The 16,157-nt window shown below is 61.3% G+C and carries 12 protein-coding genes and 2 pseudogenes; 2 read left to right on the forward strand and 12 right to left on the reverse strand.

Annotated elements, in window-relative coordinates:
• Positions 1-122: 122 nt before the first annotated feature.
• Positions 123-379: pseudogene (locus tag NTD84_RS00080) on the forward strand (hypothetical protein).
• A pseudogene (locus tag NTD84_RS00085) lies at positions 379-573 on the forward strand (cell filamentation protein Fic); the annotation flags it as partial. The pseudogenes NTD84_RS00080 and NTD84_RS00085, both read left to right, overlap by 1 nt.
• Before the next feature lie 95 nt (positions 574-668).
• On the opposite strand, the gene NTD84_RS00090 reads toward NTD84_RS00085, so the two are convergent.
• The 12 genes from NTD84_RS00090 to tssF all read right to left on the reverse strand — a co-directional run bounded on the left by NTD84_RS00090 (position 669) and on the right by tssF (position 16,150).
• The gene (locus tag NTD84_RS00090) at positions 669-1,052 is read right to left on the reverse strand and encodes a helicase (RefSeq protein ID WP_262162576.1); all 384 of its coding nucleotides are present in this window, start codon (positions 1,050-1,052) and stop codon (positions 669-671) included.
• Positions 1,053-1,342: 290 nt separating this feature from the next.
• Positions 1,343-2,362 carry a serine/threonine-protein kinase gene (locus tag NTD84_RS00095; RefSeq protein WP_262162577.1) on the reverse strand — a complete coding sequence of 340 codons (1,020 nt, stop codon included), beginning with the start codon at positions 2,360-2,362 and terminating at the stop codon, positions 1,343-1,345.
• Positions 2,359-3,087 carry a PP2C family protein-serine/threonine phosphatase gene (locus NTD84_RS00100; RefSeq protein WP_262162578.1) on the reverse strand — a complete coding sequence of 243 codons (729 nt, stop codon included), beginning with the start codon at positions 3,085-3,087 and terminating at the stop codon, positions 2,359-2,361. Before NTD84_RS00100 ends, NTD84_RS00095 begins: the two co-directional genes overlap by 4 nt.
• Entirely contained in the window at positions 3,087-6,599 is a 3,513-nt protein-coding gene (tssM, locus tag NTD84_RS00105) for a type VI secretion system membrane subunit TssM (protein WP_262162580.1), read from the reverse strand. Before tssM ends, NTD84_RS00100 begins: the two co-directional genes overlap by 1 nt.
• 13 nt (positions 6,600-6,612) lie before the next feature.
• Positions 6,613-7,488, reverse strand: coding sequence for a type IVB secretion system protein IcmH/DotU (gene icmH, locus NTD84_RS00110; RefSeq protein ID WP_262162581.1), 876 nt, complete (start codon positions 7,486-7,488; stop codon positions 6,613-6,615).
• 5 nt (positions 7,489-7,493) lie between these two features.
• Positions 7,494-8,825, reverse strand: coding sequence for a type VI secretion system baseplate subunit TssK (gene tssK, locus NTD84_RS00115; protein ID WP_262162583.1), 1,332 nt, complete (start codon positions 8,823-8,825; stop codon positions 7,494-7,496).
• 2 nt (positions 8,826-8,827) lie between these two features.
• The gene (gene tssJ / locus NTD84_RS00120; RefSeq protein WP_262162585.1) at positions 8,828-9,328 is read right to left on the reverse strand and encodes a type VI secretion system lipoprotein TssJ; all 501 of its coding nucleotides are present in this window, start codon (positions 9,326-9,328) and stop codon (positions 8,828-8,830) included.
• 5 nt (positions 9,329-9,333) lie between these two features.
• A complete protein-coding gene (gene tagH, locus NTD84_RS00125) occupies positions 9,334-10,530 on the reverse strand; it encodes a type VI secretion system-associated FHA domain protein TagH (protein WP_262162587.1) in 1,197 nt (398 codons plus the stop codon).
• Between the two features lie 17 nt (positions 10,531-10,547).
• Positions 10,548-10,688 (reverse strand): type VI secretion protein, encoded by a 141-nt coding sequence (locus NTD84_RS00130; protein WP_262162589.1) that lies wholly within the window; start codon positions 10,686-10,688, stop codon positions 10,548-10,550.
• 54 nt (positions 10,689-10,742) lie between these two features.
• Positions 10,743-13,379, reverse strand: a complete 2,637-nt coding sequence (gene tssH / locus NTD84_RS00135; protein ID WP_262162590.1) for a type VI secretion system ATPase TssH — start codon at positions 13,377-13,379, stop codon at positions 10,743-10,745.
• Positions 13,380-13,391: 12 nt separating this feature from the next.
• The gene (gene tssG / locus NTD84_RS00140; protein ID WP_262162592.1) at positions 13,392-14,399 is read right to left on the reverse strand and encodes a type VI secretion system baseplate subunit TssG; all 1,008 of its coding nucleotides are present in this window, start codon (positions 14,397-14,399) and stop codon (positions 13,392-13,394) included.
• Positions 14,363-16,150 carry a type VI secretion system baseplate subunit TssF gene (tssF, locus tag NTD84_RS00145; protein WP_262162593.1) on the reverse strand — a complete coding sequence of 596 codons (1,788 nt, stop codon included), beginning with the start codon at positions 16,148-16,150 and terminating at the stop codon, positions 14,363-14,365. Before tssF ends, tssG begins: the two co-directional genes overlap by 37 nt.
• Positions 16,151-16,157: the final 7 nt, after the last annotated feature.

A 16,157-nucleotide genomic window follows, 5' to 3' on the forward strand; every position in this document is an offset into this window, starting at 1 on the left:
TGATCAGATCACCCGATCTCGATATACAAGACATCCTCCTAACCCGATCGTCGGCTACGGGCCATCTACGGACAACAGACTACCGTGCTCCTATGATTTGACTGCACATAGAGGGCTTTCCTATGACTCAAACCACGGCTGTCAGTGTTGCAAGCCAGGTCCGCAAACTTTCCAAAGAGCACATGGTCCCTGCCGACCCTGACGGCATGAGCCGTATGGCGGTACTCATTACCCGTATGGCGGGGGATGTGGTGGAGCTGGATGGCGTCGAACAATTGCTCGTCAATCTCAAGAAAAAGGCATTCTAAGTAAATCCGAGACCTTGGCACTCCAAGGACGCTACCTTCAGAAAAGACGCTCGAAGAAACGTAGCGCGTAATGTTTGATCCATTCGGCGACTTTGAAACGGCTGAATATCTGCAAAATTCGCTGCAGCTGAAAGACCCCACTGAAGTAAAAGAATCAGAGCATCTTTCTTTCGAGTTGAGCATCGAAGACGCCCTTGCCTATCTGGCCAAGAAGAAGCTAATCGATTATGAGGCAGTACTGAGCGCTCACGAGATTCTGTTCTCGCACTGCCCCTTGGTGCGCCTGAATCGGATGACTGAAGGGGCGATCTTGCTCCAGGCGGCGATCCGACAAAAAACCTGCAAGCGAACTGAAAAACCTCACGCCTTAGGCTTGGCCTTACGCGGCTTCAAATACCTGGTCAACCCCTGAAACCAGATCACCAACGCCGGGTTGCCCTTGATCTGAATCGACTTGTCCTGAATCCCCGTCATGAACGCCAACTGCTTGTTCTTCGCCTGCATTGTGGCAAAGCCATAAGCCGCATCCTTAAACGCAATCGCAAACGCCGGCGTTGCATACATGCCGGACTTGCTGGTAATGCGTTGATCCTTGACCAGGAAATGCCGCGCGACTTTCCCGTCCAGGGTTTGTAGCTGAAACACCAATTCCTTGTCGCCCAACTGCTGCTGGAACGCGGGATTTTTCCGGCTGGCCTTACCCATCAACACACCCAGCATCCACAGAAGAAAACGAAATTTCATGCGTGCAGCCTCAAAAGGGAAATGAACGGCGGAGGCAGTGTAACGGCTCTGGGGAGGAACGCTACTGTTGTGCAGTGTTAGAAGAAGATGGTGGTGTTTTTGGCGTCAATGACTACCAAGTCACGTAGGTATGACGCGGCCGAAGCTGAAAAGGGTGATTCTGTGGGAGCCAGCCTGCAGGCGATGGTTGCAAAGGCGTCGCGGGGTATCAGGCAGCACGCGTTATCGTTAACGAACATCGCCAGCGTGCTCGCTCCTACAGATTCCCGGGTCGTATCGCGGAATCGGGTTCAGAAACCCCGTAGAGACCGTTTGCCGATGACAAGTCGTTGCAGCCACGACGACGTGTCGCCCATGGCGTCACGCAGTTGTTCGGCGGTGATCGTTCGATCGGCCGCATCGAATGCCAGCGCCCTTCGCAGGGCTGGCCAACAGTGTTTCGGAAGATTTTTCGGCGCGCGCAACTCGCGCTCCAGGTGTTCGTCACGGGCCTGGGTCGAGGGCAGGCGCCGGAACGGATGTTTGCCGCTCGCCAACTCGTAGAGCACGCACGCCACGCTATAGACGTCTGCACTGGCTGACAGAGGCTGACCTTCAAGCAATTCCGGCGCGGCGTAGCCGGGCGTCCAGGCGTTGAAGCGGTCGCGACTCAGTTGCGCCAGGCCGGGCAGGATGCCTGTCTCAGCCTGGCCCAGACCGAAGTCAAACAGGCGCACGCCTTCTTCACTGAGCATCACGTTGCTTGGCTTCATGTCGCCGTGCAGCACGCCGCGCGCGTGGGCGTAGGCCAACGCGTCGAGCAGCGGCAACGCGATATCGCGCAGTTCTTTCCACGGCAGGCCAAGTGGCCGCTCGCAGAGCAGTTTGTCCAGGGTCAACCCACGCATGAGTTCCATGGTGATGAAAGCACGCTGGCAATCGATGTCCACCTCAAAGGTGTGCGGGCGCAGCACGTTGTCGTGGCGCAGGCGCCGGGTCAGGGCGAACTCACTGTAGAGCAAGGCCGTGGCGTCCGGCGATTCGGCGAATGCTTCGCTGAGTACTTTCAGCGCGAGGTAGGGATTGGGGTCGCCGAACTGCTCACTCAGCAGATCCCGTGCCCGGTAGACCAGGCCCATGCCGCCGGCACCGAGCAGGCGTTCGATGCGGTATCGGCCTGCCAGCACTTGCGGCATTGCACCGACGCTGCCCCTGGCCGGCAGCGAATCTGGCTCCGCGGTGTGGGCCCTGGCGAATGCAAAGTAAGTCAGGTTGATAGCCTGTTCTTCACCCGTCAGCGAATCGTCAAGCGCCAGCGTGAGTTGGCTCATTGGCGGATCACCACGGCCGTCAGGTTGTCTCGGGCCGATCCCCGCAACGCGCCATCGAACAGCCGCTCCAGCGCAACGTGCGGTGCGGTCAGGCTCAGCGCGCTCCCCAGAGCATCGCTGCCCAGCTCGTTGTACAAACCATCGCTGCACAACAGAAACGCATCACCGGGGTGGATCTGGAGTTCGAGCACCTCCAGTGCCAGTTGCTCGGACGCGCCGACCGCACGGGTCAACGCGTGAGCCGAAGGATGGGCGCGGGCGTCTTCGACGCTCATCTGTTGCTCGTCGATCAGTTGCTGTTGCAGCGAATGGTCCTTCGACAGTTGATACAACCGCTGGCCACGCCACATATAGCAACGACTATCGCCGGCCCAGATGCAGGCCGCGCGATTGCCCTCCACCACCAGCGTCACCACGGTGCTACCCATGATGCTGTCGTGGCGTCCGTCGGTGACGGTCAACTCCTGACCCAGGCGACGGTTGAGCCAGTGCAGGCACTGACGAATGCCTTTGAGGCGTTCGTCGAAGTCCTCCTGCGCCGGCAATTCCGCCAGGCTGGCGACGATCAACTGGCTGGCGATGTCGCCGCCCTGATGACCGCCCATGCCGTCCGCAACCGCCCACAGCCCTTGCTGTGGGCAGTCGAGAAAAGCATCTTCGTTGCGTGGCCGAACCTTGCCGGCGTCGGTGCGCGCCGCGCTGCGCCAGGGCCTGGCAATTTGCATCAGAGCTGCACCGGCATGCGAAAAGTACGCAGTACGCTCAAGTCGAACGGGTTCGGTGTACGCTGGCTCGACAGCAGGTAGTTGGCACGCAGGCCCCCTACATCGGCCTTCAGGACCAACACATCACGACCGCTCAGGTACTCGGTCTGCATCAGGTCGAACATACGGAAAAGTGACCACGGTCCGGTGTTCTTCTCGATGCCGATCGGGCGACCAACCATTTTTTCGAGGACCAGGCTGGTGCGACCGTCCTCAGCATCGGTCGGCCATTTGAACGACACCGGCACGATCGGGCCGTGACGGTATTCGATGGTTTTGTCGCCGAACTTGAATTCGGAACGGCTGACCGCCGGGTCGAGGGTGTACGGTTCCAGTTTGAACTGCACGTGCGGTTCGGCCGGGTTGATCGAGAAGAAACTTTGGCGGATCACTTTTGCCGCAGCCATCTGATCAAGGTAGACCTTGGAGATCGGCAGGCTGAGACCGTCGATGCTGCGCAGGCGATAGGTGCCCGGATCGCCACTGACGAACGGACGCATGTAGTGATCAAAGAAGCGATCGGCAATGCCTTGTGCCTTGAAAAAATCGCGGAAATCGCTGATCGCCACGTCGCTGGTGCTGTGGGCGCTGAACGGGTAGCGCTTGTTGATCGCCTTGCCGTAAAAGCTGTACAGCTCGCTCTGATAACGCTGGTTCAGGTAGTGATAGGAGTGATTGAGCACCAGACGCCAGGTGTCTTCGGCCAGCATGTTGAACCACGCGCTGACCGGCCGCGGCAGACGGTTCGACGCGTTGCGCAGATTGCTCAGCGCATCGCGCTGGCCGCTCATGCGGGTCTTGGCCATTTCGAACGCGGCCTGCTCCGGCGCACTGGCACGGGCGAGGCTCGCCAGTTGCGTCTGCAGGTCATTGAGCGCATTCAACGCCGGGATCAGATCAGCGGCCGGACCGTCGTTTTCGTCCAGCAACCGATGCAGCGGTTCAAAGCGACGTTGCAGGGACTTCTTCGCGGTGTCCGGCAGGTTCTTGCTCCTGTCGACGGCCTTGTCCACTGACGCCACGGCCAGCTTCCCGAGCTTGCCGCCCTTCTCGCCCAGTGTCTCCATGGTGTCTGCGGCCGCGGCGATACTGTCCGCCACGCTGTTGAAACGGGTGTGCTCGCGCACTTCCATCAGCAATTGCAGCACCGGGGAGTTAGCCGAGGTCAGGCCTGCCAGTTGCTCGGCGCCCTCGCCCACGTCGCTGATCGGTGGCAGGGCCACCCGGCCGACCGCTTCACTCCAGAAGTTGGCGTAATCGCGGAAATACAGTTGCTCCAGCTCGACCATCAAGCGACGCAAGTCCATGCCGCTGATACCCTCACCTTCGCCCAGCACCCAGTTGTCACGCAGGATATCGGTCACCAGCGCGGAGCCCTGGACCGAGAAATACTGCTGATAGCCCTGTTGCGTGTAGAACCCCGGGATCACGTAATCGGTACCGACAAACCGCCCGCCCTGCGACCCCAGGTGTTGGCTCAAGCGGTATTCCGGCAAGGTGCGGGCCTGCTCGCGCAGCATTCGGTAAACCACGTTGGCCAGCGACTCGCTGCGCAACACCTGCCGCGCCTGAGTCACCAACTGATCGTTGAGCGGGTAAATGAACGGCTGCTCGAGCAAACGCTCGAAGTGGCTGTTCAGACCGTTCTGCACGGCGGCGTTGCCGGCGTACCGTTGGGACCATTCAGCGGCCACCCACTCCTTGAGCCATGCCGCGTCGCGGCGATCCTTCATGCCCAGCATCAGGTACGCACGCAGGCTGTTGATCAAGCGTTCGCGGTCCTTCATGTTGACGCGGATCTGCCCTTCCAGCAGCGTCGCGACCGTCGGCAGCAACTGCGTTTCGAGCTCGCGCTCGTAAACCCCGCTGACCACCGGATTGACGACTTCGCCCTGGTACAGGCCACTGCGCTCGCGGTAACCCACGTCAGCTTTTTTCGGGAAGACCTGGGTCGCCGCGTAGCGGGTGTCGAGGGTCTTGAGCACACCCACGGCATCGTCATGCGCGGTCAGTGCCGAGCGCGGAGTGGCCAGCTGGCGCAGCTGCTCCAGGCGCTCATGGTTGGCCGAGAACCCGCTCGCCCACCACAGACCGAACAGGCTCAGCACCGCCAATGCGCCGACGTACAACGCACGCTGGCCCCAGTGGATGCGCCTGCGTTCACGCTTGTCCAGACCGGCCAAATCGGCCTCGGGAAAAATCACCCGGCTGAACAGGTGGTGAATGAATCGCGAACGGCCGCTGCGCAGGGTTGGCACTGCGCCGGCCTGGTTTCCAGATGTCACGCCAGTGTCGGCGCTGCCCGGGTCGGTTTCCTTGGTCAGATACGGTGCGCTGGTCAGGTAGAAACCGCGCAACTGGCTGGCACGCTGGTACCGGTTGCCCGTGAATGCCATCTCGACGAAATGACACAGGGGCTCGCCGATCCGCCCCAGTTGATGGGGGAAGTCGAGAATGCGACCACGACGCTGGGTGTTGCGCTCCTGGTGCATGCGCGTGATGACCTGGCTGTCGAGGCGACGCAACAACGCTTCGAACTCAGCGCGCAGCAAGGTCGCGTCGGTGCCGCTCTGCTCGATGCGGAAGCTGGTGCCGAGTACCTGATCGCTTTCTTCGCGGGTCAGCTGGTCGAAGAACTCGTCGAAACCGAGTAGCTTGTCCGCCTTGCTCAGCACCAGGTAAACCGGCACATCGACGTGCAGTTGCTGATGCACGTCCTGCAGGCGTCCACGCACTTGGCAAGCCAGCGCCTTTAGGGCATCCGGGGTCGCGCCCAGCAGCGTTTCCACCGAAAGGGTCACCAGCACACCATTCAACGGACGGTTACGGCGACGCTTGCGCAGCAGGTCGAGCAAGGTGTTCCAGGCGCGGCCATCGACGGCGACATCCCCGTGGGTCAGGTAACGCCCGGCGGTGTCGATCAGCACCCCGTGGTCAGCGAAATACCAGTCGCAATGACGGGTGCCTGCGGTGTCGCGGGTCAGCTTGCGCTCAACCCTGTTGATTGGAAACTCAAGGCCCGAGAAATCCAGCAAGCTGGTTTTTCCGCTGCCCTGCGGGCCGATCAGCAGGTACCACGGCAAATCACTGCGCCAGCGTTCGCTGCGGCCGCGATACAGGCTTGAGGTCTTGAGGATATTCAGTGCGTCCTTGAAATGAGCCCGAAGCGCCTTTTCCTCTTTATCGATTTGTTCTTCACGGCGAATACGGTCCTGCCCGTCCTCGGTGACTTCAATGGCTGTTTTACGCACACCGGCGCGCCAGCTGACGAAGACCATGGTCAGGCCCCAGATCAGGAACAGCACACTGATGCTCAGCAAGCGGGAGGTCGAGGCTTCCCAGAACTTGTAATCGTCGACCGCCAGCAGCGGCCCGGCGAACCAAACCAGCAGTGCAACGAACAGCACCAGCAGCAAGGTCCAGACCCAGGTCTGGCGCAGCAATGCGCCGATTTTCTTGAAAAACTTTTTCATCACACGTCCCTGCTTAAGGCTGCGACTGCGGCTGGACCCAGATGGGGTCCAGGGTCTGATAAGGTCGCAGCACGGTGTCGCGTTGCTCGCTCAGCACCCAGGCGAACCCCGAATACATCACCACCAGGCAGACCACGGTGAACGCCACCACCGTCCACGTCGGCACGATGTGCACCAGGCTGCGGCGCTGATCGTTCAGGCCTTCCCAGTTCGGCGACAACTCACGCGGTACGTCGCCGCGCAGCTGACGAATCTGCCGATACAAGGCGTCGCGGATGCGTTCGAGTTCGACGATGCCGCGAGTCTGCACGCGGTACTTGCCTTCGAAACCGAGGGACAGGCACACGTACATCAGCTCTAGCATCGGCAGGTGCTTGACCGGATTCTTCGACACCAGATCCAGCAGCTGGAAGAACTTCTCGCCGCCGGAGGTTTCGTTGTGGAAGCTGCTGAGCAAGCTCATCTGCGACCAATTGCTGGCACCTCCCCATGACGTGGTCACGACGGCTTCGTCGATCACGGTGCAGAGCAGGTAACGCGCAATCGACACCTCGCTGCTTTCGCAGCCGCCATGCTGTGCGCGCTTCTCAAATTGCTGCAATGCAATCGTCAGTCGCTCTTTTAGCGCATGCACATCATCGGGAGTGGTGCGGTGCTTGAGTCGTACCACTTCCGATAACAGATCGGCGGCAGCAGCCACCAGCGTATTGAGACGGATATTGAATGACTCCGCCGGTCCCTGGCTTGAGGCGTAGATCATCCGCTCTTCAAGTTGTTCGAACTGCGGTGGTGAAGCGAAATCGGTCAGCGGACCCTGCGCCGGGCCGTGGCCGCCGCGGTCGAGCAGGATGGTCTTCTCGTCCTGAGGGTGTTCCGTATCCTTGTTCATGTCGGTCAGTTCCTGATGGCCCAGAATTTCAGTTCAAGCTCGGCAAATTCGCCGGACACGTGGAACGCGAAGCCGCCGGAGCGCTGGAGTTGCGCCAGGTCTTCGGAACTGAGCTCAAGGATGAAATAGGTTTTGTTGGAGTGAAACGCGATCTGCCGTGGGGCCACCGGCAACGGTTTGACCTTGATGCCCGGCAGATGCAGGTTGACCAACTGGCGGATGTGCTCCACCGGGCCGACCTTGAGGTGCGCGGGCAAGCGTTGGCGCAGTGCGTCGGAGTCGCAATTGGCACTGGCGGCGAGCACGAACGACGCCGAGCCCAGCAGTGTGTGGTCGTTCAGCGGCGAGACACTGATCCCGTACTGGCGCGCTTGCAGCTCCAGTTCGATGGCGTGTTGCTCAAGCACCATCGACAGCACCTGACGGATCGCGTCCATCAGTTTGCGGAAGCTCGCGCCCTGGTCGCTGTGCTGGTAATGGCTGTCCAGCCGCGGGCGTTTGCTATCACTGGAGAAGGTCGCCAGTTCGCCGAGCAGGGTCAGTAACGTGCAGTACAAGGTTTCCGGATGCACCTGCTCCAGACCGAGATAATGACGCAGCAGTGGCTCGGTGCGATTGATCAGTTGCAGCATCATGAAGTCGCCGACTTCCGCGCCACCGACCTTGCCGTTGCAGCGAATGCGTTCGGCGAGGGTGTCGCCGCGATGGCCGAGAAGGCTGATCACTTCTTTCAGGCAGGACAGCAAATAACTGGACGCATGTGCCTGGAGGTAGGTCGGCTCGAAGCCCGGATCGAGACTGATCACGCCATCGGGCGTGGTGTCGAGCACCTCGCAGATCTTCAGTTTCACGTAGGCCTGATCGCTCTGCTGCTCGCCGAGCAACAGTTTGAAGTCCGGACGGCCGCAGCTGACCTGGCGGGCGCAATGGTCGCCGGCATTGGAATCGGCGACATCAGCTTCGTAGGCGATGTAGCGCGCCAGCATGTCGGCCTGCTCCAAACGGCGCGACTCGATGTGGTTGCCGGTGACCAGCGGCAGCGCCAGATAGACCGGTGTATTGCCAGTATTGGGCGGCACGTCGAGTGCCAGCGGTTGGGTGTGGCCCTCGAGTTCGAACAGGCTTCCGTCCGGCAGGATTCCCGAAGCCCGGCTGAGCACCAGCTTGCCCATGTTGAGAAAGTGCAGGTCGATTTCCAGGCTGAGGAAGCCCCAGGTGTAACGGCCCAGCAACCGGGTGCGGGTCTTCATCTGGTGGTCGTAGTAGCGATCGTTGTGCTGGAAGTGCTGGGGACGCAGCAGCATGCCTTCCTGCCAAATGACTTTATCGGCATTCATGGTCAGTCATCCGCCTTGACGAGGGTTGCGTTACCGTTACGAATACCGGACTGGTCGAGGGTCAGGTCTGCGTCGGTGATAGCCATTGGTGTGACCGGCACCGTGTAACGCCAGCGCGTTTCCGGCAGGTCGCGGTAGGCCGCGAGAATGCCGACGTAGCGGCTTCCTTCCTTCACGCTGAGCTTGAGTGACAGGGTTTCACCTGGGCGCAATTCAACTTCTTCACTGGCCACCAGGTCGGGGGCCAGGGATTCCCTGGCGCGTTCGTACAGGCTGAAAAAGTCGGCATTCTCGAACGCCACCGGGTGCTTGAGCTCGAACAGGCGCACGACGATCGGTGATGGGCGCCCGTTGAGATCCGGGTTCAGCTGATCACTGCCGCTCAGTGTCAGATTGACTTTGGTGACCTGGGAAAACGGCGACAGCGACGAGCATCCAGCGAGCAGCACCATCGCCATTAGCACCGTCAGCCTCTTGAAAAAAATGGTCGGGCAGCGAGACATGCGCATCATCCTTGGTGGTCGGTGTGAAGGGTGGAAATCAGACGGATCTGTTCTTCGTACGCCTGGGCGAAGTCGCGGGCCAGCAGACGCTCGCTCCAGTCATCGTCCTGACGCAAGGCCTGGTAATAACGACCGTAGGCTCTCCAGCGACTGCCCGACGTGGCCAGCAACGGCGGATTGTCGCGCTCGAAACGCAAGGTCAGTTGCTGTGGCGAAAAGTGCTCCAGCGCACCCCGGACGGCGGCTCGACTGGCGGTCAGCAGAGCGACCTGATGCGCCTGCAAATCGCGGAACGCACGAGCGATCGATTGCTCGGCCGGCAACTGGCCCGGCCTGTTCGGCTGTAACAGGATGCCCAGCGCATCACTGGCATCGACGGTGAATTTCAGCGGGTTTTTCTGCGCGCCTTGTACGCTGGTCTGGGCGAGTCGCAGTTCGTTTTTCAGTTCGCTGCGGGTGTGCAGGCTCTGCTGCAAGCCGCCAACGCTTTGCTTGAGCAGGCGTGCGGCATTCAGCGCCAGGGCTTCACGGGCGTCGTGGTCGAGACCGTTGAGGTCCACGCCCAGGGCGGCCCCGAAGTGCTCCCAGAAACCATCGCTCTGGCGCTCCCGTGCGGTTGGCATAGCGGCCGGCGCGTGTTCAGCCGGGGGGTCGATCAGCTCGGGCACCATCAGGCGTTCCATGTCGATGCGCGCGTAGTCGGCGCGTTGACGGGGGTCCTCGACGGGGGTGTCCGGGGAGATCAATGCGTCGATTTCCGAATACTCGTGCGCTTGCTGATGGAAAGCGTTCAACGGGTCGAGGTCGAGGAACGCGTCGTCCGGAATAACGCTGCCCGCTGGTAGCGGGCGACCCACTTCCTGCTCAACAGTCGCCGGGTCGCGCACCAGTTGCGCACGGATCTCGAAATGTCCCAGCACGTAAACGCTGTCATGCTCGATGCGCATCGCTTCGCCCTTGCGCAGGAGCGCACCGTTTGCGCGGTTCTGGATACCGTTGCTGCTGGTATCGGTCAGGAAAAACGTACCGTCACGAAAGCTGATCAACGCGTGGTGATTGGACAGCAGACGTTTGCGATCCGGGATAACCCAGTCGCAATCTTCGCTCCGGCCAATCACCCCACCGGTCTGTTTGAAGGTTTTCTGACTCAGCACCTTTGGCACGAACTGCTGAGGGTTGAGTATTTCCAGGACCAGTTCCATGGTGAGACTCCTTGCGATCACTTGCCGCGATTGACCGCCTGAGGATCACCCAACGGGCGATAGGCGTTGTCGTTGAATGTGTAATTGCCGCTGCAGCCGCCCAGGCCGCATAGAACGACCAGGGTCAGCAGGACGGCGTACCAGTGACGGACAGGCATCAGAGGGTCTCCAGGGGTAGAAAAAACGAAGCGAACGCCGTTCGGACAAACACTTCAGGCGAACTCACAGGTCACGCCGGCATGGCCATCCAGCGTCGCGTGGACGCGCCTCAGGCTGTCGCCGCAGGCCATCGCATCGAGCAAGCGATCAGCCACCTTTGGCAGCACGTGCAGGTCAAGCAGGTGGTCGATCAACCGCGCGCCGCTGTCGCTTTGGGTGCAGCGATCGGCGAGGTGATCGACGAGGTCTTGCGAGTAGGTGAAATCCAGGTGGCGGCGGTGCAGACGCTCGCCCAAGCGATCGAGTTTGATTTCGACCAGTTCGCGTAGCACCGGGCCCCCCACCGGGTAGTAAGGCACCACACGCATGCGCGCCAGCAGCGCCGGTTTGAAATGCTTGCTCAATACAGGGCGGAGGGTTTCTTCCAGCACTTCGGCGGTCGGACGCGCACCGTTCTCGCAGAGTTCGCTGATGCGCTCGCTGCCGAGGTTCGAAGTCATCAGGATCAGCGTGTTACGGAAGTCGATCGCGCGCCCTTCCCCGTCGTTCGCCACGCCTTTGTCGAAGATTTGGTAGAACAGGTTCAGGACGTCCGGATCAGCCTTTTCGACTTCATCCAGCAGGACGACGGAGTACGGCTTCTGGCGCACCGCTTCAGTGAGCATGCCGCCCTCGCCGTAACCGACGTAGCCCGGCGGCGCACCGATCAGGCGCGAGACGGTGTGCTTTTCCTGGAACTCGGACATGTTGATGGTGGTGATGAAACGCTCGCCGCCGTACAGCAAGTCGGCGAGTGCCAGCGCGGTTTCGGTCTTGCCGACGCCGCTCGGGCCGACCAGCAGAAACACGCCAACCGGTGCATCTGGCTTGTTCAGGCCGGCCGCCGTCGCGCGCATTGAGCGGTCCAGGGCGTAAACAGCCTGTTCCTGGCCCCGGATGCGGCTGCGCAGATCGGTGGCGAAACGGGCGACCTTGGCGTTGTGCTCACAGGCCAATTGCGCCAGCGGCACGCCGGTCCAGGCGCTGATCACTTCGGCGACCAGACGCGGGCAGACTTCGAAGCTCACCAGACGTTCGTTGGCCTGGGCTGCGGTCAGGGCTTTGTGGGTGTCGTTGAGTGCGGCTTCAAGGGATCCGACGTCTTTCGCAGACGCTTCGAGTGTTCCGTCCACGGCGCCTGCGACCTCTTTTTCGGCAGGTTCGACCGCGGCGGCTTGGCGAGCCCTGGCCAGTTGCTGACGCAAATCCAGCAGGCGCTGCGCCAGTGCCTTCTGTTCAGTCCACAGCGTCTGCAACGCCGCTCGTTCGTCTTCAGCGCGGGCCAGTCGACCTTCCAAAGCGTCCAGCGCGTCATCATCAATCAGCAGGCCGGCTTCGGCATCGCGACGCAGCGCCTGACGCTGCCGCCCCCCTTCAGCCAGCTCACCGCGCAGGCGCTCCAGACTTTCCGGCGCCGCGGCGAGGCTGATGCGCACGCGGGCGCACGCAGTGTCGAGGACGTCGACAGCCTTGTCCGGCAGTTGCCGCCCGGCGAGATAACGCGCGGACAACTCGGCCGCTGCCACCACGGCGTCATCACGCAGGTAGATGCCGTGGCTTTTTTCGTAGACCTGAGCCAGGCCCCGGAGGATGGTCACCGCTTCACTGACGGTCGGCTCGTGCAACTGCACCGGCTGGAAACGCCGGGCCAGTGCCGGGTCCTTTTCGAAGTACTTCTTGTACTCGGCCCAGGTGGTTGCGGCGATGGTGCGCAATTCGCCGCGAGCCAATGCGGGCTTGAGCAGGTTGGCCGCGTCGGATCCGCCAGCGTTGCCGCCCGCGCCGATCAGCGTGTGGGCCTCGTCGATGAACAGGATGACCGGCTTCGGCGCAGCTTTGACTTCGTCGATCACGCCTTTGAGCCGACGCTCGAACTCACCTTTGACGCTGGCACCGGCCTGCAGCAGGCCCATGTCCAGTGACAGCAGCTCCACGCCTTTCAACACCTGCGGCACTTCACCGGCAGCCATGCGCGAAGCCAGGCCTTCGACGATTGCGGTCTTGCCGACGCCGGCCTCTCCGACCACGATCGGGTTGTTCTTGCGGCGCCGGGCGAGGATGTCGACCATCTGCCGGATCGCGCCATCGCGGCACAGCACCGGGTCGAGTTTGCCGTCACGGGCCTGTTGGGTCAGGTTATGAGTGAAGCGCTCCAGCAGTGATTCACCTGGTACGTCCGGTTTGCCGGTGGGCGGTTGTTCCTGCTGCGACAGGGCAAATTCTTTTAAGCGCTCGATGTTCAGTCTGGCCAGCAACGACTGGTAGCGGCTGCCGGCGTAGCGCATCGGGCTGCGCAGCAACGCGAGGATCAATGCGGCCTGCCCGACCTGGCTCTGGCCTAATTCAAGGTTCGCCACCAGCAACGCATCCTGCAGCCACTGCACCAGTTCCGGGGCAAACACCGGGTTGCGCGAGGCGCTGTGCTCGACTCTCGATTGCAACGCCGCGCTCAGCTCGCCGGTCTCCACTTCGACGTCCTGCAACGCGCGGGCGAGCAGGCCTTGCGGACGCTCCAGCAATCCCAGCAACAGGTCTTCGACGAGGATCTTGCTGCCGCCTCGCGCGACGCAACGCTCGGCGGAACCTTCCAGATCACGACGGGTTTCGGCGTCCAGCGCCTGGATGAGTTGTTGCAGGTCTACGTTGATCAATGGTCATCTTCCTTAATGAATTTTGCTGCCCAGGGCCACCACACCGTCCGCTTGTTCGCGGCCGAGCCAACTGGTCCATCCCAGGCGACAGGCGTTCTGCTCACCGATGCGCAGTTCGCGGATTTCCTCTTGGCGTAGTACCAGGCGAATGTCGTAGTCGAGCGGGTCACGCAGGGTGAAGCGCACCAGCGCACACAGCGGCTGGTAACCAAAACCGATCGGCAGGAATTCGTGAAAGCGCTGCCAGTCGAGCTCGCGGATGTGAATGCGGAATTTACCGCTGCGGTCGCGCACGTGTTCGCCCAGTACCAGGTCTTCGCCGAGCAGGCTGTTGGCGCGGCCGAGACGATTGCGCTGCTCATCGAGAATATCCACGCGGCGCTCGATGCACTGCTCGATGGTCAGCTCGGCGTGCTTGAAGTAGTAACGCAACACCGCTTCGATCAGCGCCGCCGAGTGCGCCCGCAAACTGAGCAAACCGAGGTAGGGCAGCAGGCGTTTCCAGTTCAGCTCCCGGGCCTTGCGGATCTCTTCGCCGCCCAGGCCGATCAGCGCAAACAGCTGTGCCGAAAACGGGTCGAGTGCGCCACTCTGGAAACTCGCGCGGTAGCGGTACTTGCGCCAGATCGGCAGCATCAGCCGTTGCAGGCGATGATGAAACAGGTCGAGGAATTGTCGGGTCGGGTTGCCGCCTTCGCTATCGCCGAGCGCCTGTTCGCCATAGAACGCCGGCAGCGGCGAACCGGAGCCGACCAGGCTGATCAGGTTGAACCGCAGGCGCGCGCGCAGCTGCCCGTGCTCCTGGAAAAACTCCACGCGATCGACGTCGCTGGCGGGAAAACCAAGGCTTGGGTTTGCCTGGAATTCCAGTTGGTCGTACAGGTCGTCTTCGCTCAGGTGCGGGTGTGCTTCACGCAGCCGGTCGACCACCAGCAGCACGGCCTGAAACAGCGAGTACTCGCGTATAACCCGAGTCAGCCCGCTTAAAGCAGGGGCTGCAGCCCCATGCGTGGCGTCCATTGGTACACCTCTCCCTGTGTGCTGTTGACCTGCAGCTCGTGGTACGAATTGAGGCTGGCGTAAAGTGCGAAAAACTCGTTGAGAACCGATGCGAACAGGAACAGGTCGCCCTGACCGACGTACCCTTCCGGATCGATGGTCAGCTCGGTACGCAACCCGCGAACCGGCAATCCTCGGTGCAGTCGATCGACGTGTCGGTGCCGGATCGACTTGAGCCCCCCCAGCAGGCGCTTGCTGACTTTTTCTGCATGCTGGTCGTAATAGCGCGGCAGGTCGTAGGTTTCGAGAATCACCTTCAGCGCATCGACGTCGGCCAGGGACAGGTAGTTGAGCGACATGTTGCTGATCAGCTTCCACAGGAAATCCCGGTTAAGCGGCGGCGCGAAGCTGGAGGTGGCCGGCGTGATGTTGCGAAAACTCAGGAGCTCCGGCGTTTTTTCACGACGCCTGCAGATATCGCCAAGCTTGAGCTGGCGCGGCAGATTCTGGTTGGTGCACATCAGTTCGACCGACAGTATTTCCCCGGCGTCGGTGTGACGGACGCCGAAGCTCAGGTAGGTGTCGAGGCCGTCGTGCAGCGACGAAGAACGCTGGCGGAGGCTGTAATGCGGGCGGCTGTCAGGCACGTCGAAGCTTGGGTCGTGCTCGAAGGATTCGAACGGCACGTACTTCTGATACTCAAGGCCACCGGACCTCCAGCCCGTCACGGTTTCCACTGAAAACACACCACAACTCTGCAAATCGAATTCGGCCGGCAGCAGCAGGTACTCGTCCTGCTTGCCGTCCAGGCGAATCGGCAGCGCGTCGTGCTTGAACAGGTTGACGATGGGCGTGCAATAGAGCTTTACGTTTTCCAGGGTCGGGCGCAGGCGCTGAATGCCGCTCTTGTGAATGTCGAAGCGCAACTCGAGGCCGCGCACCTGCTTCAGCGTGTCTTCCGGCAGCGCGTTGAGCACGTCCAGGCCGTTGATATCGACGAAAAGGAATTTGTCCTGGAAGGCGAAGTATTCCTGCAGGTAGCGGTAGCCGCGGAAGGTGTTCAGCGGGTACGGAATCAACGCTTCGTGTTCGGCAAACCCCACCGGCTGCACGCGGTCGCCGGACAGTTTGAACGTCACCAACGTGCTGTCCTTGCGCTCGATGGGTTTGCCGGCGCTGTCCAGCGGGATCAGCTCGATGCCTTGCAGATTGCGCAGCAGGCCGAGGTACAGCATCTGAGTGATATAGCGCTCGCCGGCAAAGTGCAGACGCAGGCGACTTAGTTTCAGTTCGCCAAGGTGTCCGTCGGCGCTCATCTCCAGACGCAGGCTCAACAGCGCACCATCGCCCTTCACCGAGTAATTCAGCGCGGCCAGATCCAGCGGTAGCACATCGGTCGGATAACAGGTGCGAAAGCGACAATGCACGCCATTGATGGGCTCACTTTCGACCGGCGTGTCACGCTCGACCCTCAACGCTGGCCCCGAACGCTGCAACGGATCGAACTGCAAAATGCTGAACGCCGGCAGCGGCCGCATGTAGTTGGGCCAAAGCAGGTGCATCAGCGAATGGCTGAGTTCTGGCAGTTCATCATCAAGCTTCTGCCGCAGGCGCCCGGCCAGGAACGCAAAACCTTCCAGCAACCGCTCCACGTCAGGGTCCCGCCCGACCTGTCCAAGAAAGGGTGCCAACGCCGGGCTGCGCTCAGCGAATCGACGACCCAGCTGGCGCAAGGCAGTGAGTTCGCTTTGGTAGTAGTGGTTGAAAGACACGCGAAAA

Origin of the sequence: Pseudomonas sp. 14P_8.1_Bac3 (genome assembly GCF_025466085.1) — a bacterium.
Taxonomy (GTDB): domain Bacteria; phylum Pseudomonadota; class Gammaproteobacteria; order Pseudomonadales; family Pseudomonadaceae; genus Aquipseudomonas.